7 protein-coding genes are annotated in these 2,693 nt (G+C 58.3%); all 7 read left to right on the top strand.

Features of this window, described 5'->3' with window-relative positions; genetic code table 11:
- The coding region (locus ALO80_RS03385; RefSeq protein WP_122302016.1) for a DUF4177 domain-containing protein at positions 1 to 300 on the top strand (300 nt) is incomplete at its 5' end.
- Positions 301 to 379: 79 nt separating this feature from the next.
- Entirely contained in the window at positions 380 to 742 is a 363-nt protein-coding gene (locus tag ALO80_RS03390; RefSeq protein WP_083493128.1) for an integrative conjugative element protein, RAQPRD family, read from the top strand.
- A complete protein-coding gene (locus tag ALO80_RS03395) occupies positions 739 to 978 on the top strand; it encodes a TIGR03758 family integrating conjugative element protein (protein ID WP_044423286.1) in 240 nt (79 codons plus the stop codon). Before ALO80_RS03390 ends, ALO80_RS03395 begins: the two co-directional genes overlap by 4 nt.
- Positions 979 to 997: 19 nt before the next feature.
- Positions 998 to 1,366: a TIGR03745 family integrating conjugative element membrane protein gene (locus ALO80_RS03400; protein WP_055007938.1), complete on the top strand. Its 369-nt coding sequence runs from the start codon at positions 998 to 1,000 to the stop codon at positions 1,364 to 1,366.
- Between the two features lie 15 nt (positions 1,367 to 1,381).
- A complete protein-coding gene (locus ALO80_RS03405) occupies positions 1,382 to 1,771 on the top strand; it encodes a TIGR03750 family conjugal transfer protein (protein ID WP_055007939.1) in 390 nt (129 codons plus the stop codon).
- On the top strand, positions 1,771 to 2,439 hold the full coding sequence (locus ALO80_RS03410; protein WP_055007940.1) for a PFL_4703 family integrating conjugative element protein: 669 nt from the start codon (positions 1,771 to 1,773) through the stop codon (positions 2,437 to 2,439). The genes ALO80_RS03405 and ALO80_RS03410 overlap by 1 nt, the downstream gene beginning before the upstream one ends.
- The coding region (locus ALO80_RS03415) for a DUF3438 family protein (RefSeq protein ID WP_144434199.1) at positions 2,436 to 2,693 on the top strand (258 nt) is incomplete at its 3' end. The genes ALO80_RS03410 and ALO80_RS03415, both read left to right, overlap by 4 nt.

A 2,693-nucleotide genomic window follows, 5' to 3' on the forward strand; every position in this document is an offset into this window, starting at 1 on the left:
CCCCTACCCTACAAAACCGTGACCAGCGGCGTGCTGATGTTCAAGTCGACGGATGAGACGACTGAACCGGACATGCAGGGGTATCTGAGCAACCCTGAGACGTTGGCCGTTTTGAACCGCTACGGTCGTGAGGGGTGGGAGCTGCTGAGTGTTCAGCAGATCAATCGTGGCCATGAACAACTGGGTAACCAAAACGCCCAGGCCTGGGCGGTCGGGTATGCGATGAGCATCGGTTTTTTGTTCTTCTTCAAACGCAGCACCGCGCCTCTTCCGTCCCTGGATAAACCTCCTCAGACCTAAATAGGGTTTGATGCTGATTCAATCCGGGCCGCTGGTCATGCTGTGGACATAGATTCCCACAGCATGCAAGGCCCGCTACGTGAAAAACAATCTCCCCGCGCTCAGATCAACCTCTCCCCGCGTGCAGATCTGCTTGACCGCAGTCCTCCTATGCACCCCGCTTCTTTCCATACGTACCGAGGCCGCTGGCACAGCCTCTGAACAAGCCAACGTTGAGGTGATGATTCGCCAGCTCAACGCGCTTGAAGCTGTCGCGCAGCGCAGTGTCGATCTTCCAAAAGACTCGGCCCAACGCTATCACCTGGACTATCCCCGGCTGGTCAGCGACATCGCCCGCATCCGCCAGGGCTTGCAGGACTACCTGTCGCCCTCCCGGGCACAGCCTCGTGACCCCGTGGAAATTTCCGGCCAGTACAACGTCAGCGGTGATCACACGCCATGACGATGTCCTCCACCCAGATCAGCGCCTTTCAAGCAGCGGCCGGCTTTACGCCTGCCAGCAGCAACACGCTGTGGACCGGAATCGCAGTGGGGATCCTCCTGCTGTGGGGCGTCTGGGTGTTTTCAAGCATTTATCGCGGCTGGGCTACCCGAAACTTGGCAGCCCCGGCCGCGGCGGTCGCGGCAGCTCGCTGGGCGGTGCTGTTCATGATCATGACATTCATGTTGCTGAGTTGATTTTTCCTAGGAGATAAAGATGACGCTGTATTCATTGTTTGCAAGGGCACATTCGCTCCTGAAACGCCGACCTTTGTCGGCCCTGTTGATGACGGCGAGCTCTGGTGGCGTATCTGCCGCACTGCCAGGAGCGCAGGCCCCCACGCGTGGCACAGGGACCAGTTTCATGCAGACCTTCCAGAACTACGCTTTTGACGGTTTCACACTGCTGGGCTTATGCCTGTGCGCATTCGGCATCATTCTGGTGGGTCGACATGCGCTGGGGGTTTATCACGAAATCCATATGGGCAAAGCCAAATGGGCCGATCTGGGCAGCACCGCTGTGGTTGGCGTCTGCTTGATTGGCGTCACGATCTACTTGGTCACCACCGCGTCCAACATTCTTTAAGGCGGTGAGGCTTGCATGTCTGAGCTCCAGCACGATCAGCATGAAGACGGCACCTTGCGTTTTCTGCCCAGTCGCTTGAACAACCAGCCAGTGGTGATAGGGGGCCTCACGGCAGATGAGATGTGGGTGACCGTTTTTGGCTGCAGCGGCCTGGGCTTTGCGATCGGTCTACCACTGGCTTTTGTGATCACACCGTCCATGCCCGTGGTCGGCGCTCTTGCGGGCGGCACGCTGGGGCTGCTCATTGCCGCGCGAGTGTTGCGACGTCTCAAACGCGGCAGGCCCGAAACCTGGATCTACCGGACGTTGCAACTGCAGGTCGCGACACTGGGCCCAGTGTCATTGAACAACGCCCATCTGGTGATCCGATCGGGCAACTGGACGTGCCGACGGAGGGAGCAATAATGAGCCGTTTCTTGAAGCTGGCCGACTCACAGCGGGCGCACATCACAAGCCTCAGGATGACCATCGTCCTGCTGGCGCTCCTCGCCTTGGGGCTTGGTATCGGATGGTATCGGGCACCGCAGGACATGACCATTCATGTACCGCCGGATCTGCGCACGGGCAGTACCCGTCTGTGGTGGGACATCCCTCCTCAGTCCGTATACACCTTCGGGCTGTACATCTTTCAGCAGATGAACCGCTGGCCTGTCGACGGCGAACAGGATTATCAGGCCAACATTATTCGCCTGGATGCCTACATCACACCGGCGTGCAAGCAATACCTGCAGAGCGATTTTGATCTGCGCAGGTCGAGCGGCGAGCTGCGCAAGCGTGTCCGTGGGGTCTACGAGATTCCCGGCCGAGGCTTTGGCGACTCGCCTGAAATCAGAACGGTCTCCAACTCCATTGACGATTGGACTGTGACGCTTGATCTCACTGCCGACGAGTATTACGGCGGTCAGCTCGTCAAGCGAGCCCTGGCGCGTTATCCGCTGCACGTGGTGCGCATGGACATTGATCCTGAGAAAAACCCCTTCGGCATGGTTTGGGATTGCTACAGCGGGTCCCCTCAGCGAATCGAGGGCAGTGCTGAAACACCTGCACAGCAGTCAAAAGGAGTCTTCAAATGAGGGGGTTGCGCGTACTCACCTGCTCGACGTTACTGACGGTTATAGCCGGCAACGCTCAGGTCGCTTCAGCGGTTGAGATTGTTCGCTGGGAGCGCTTGCCGCTGGCAATCCCCCTTCGCATCAACCAGGAACGAATCGTTTTTGTTGATCAAAATGTCCGTGTCGGTATACCGAGGTCTCTGACCGACAAGCTGCGGGTTCAGAGCACGGGTGGAGCGCTCTACCTGTTTGCCAAGGAAGCGATAGAACCCACT

It is taken from the genome of Pseudomonas caricapapayae, from assembly GCF_001400735.1.
Lineage (GTDB): Bacteria > Pseudomonadota > Gammaproteobacteria > Pseudomonadales > Pseudomonadaceae > Aquipseudomonas > Aquipseudomonas caricapapayae.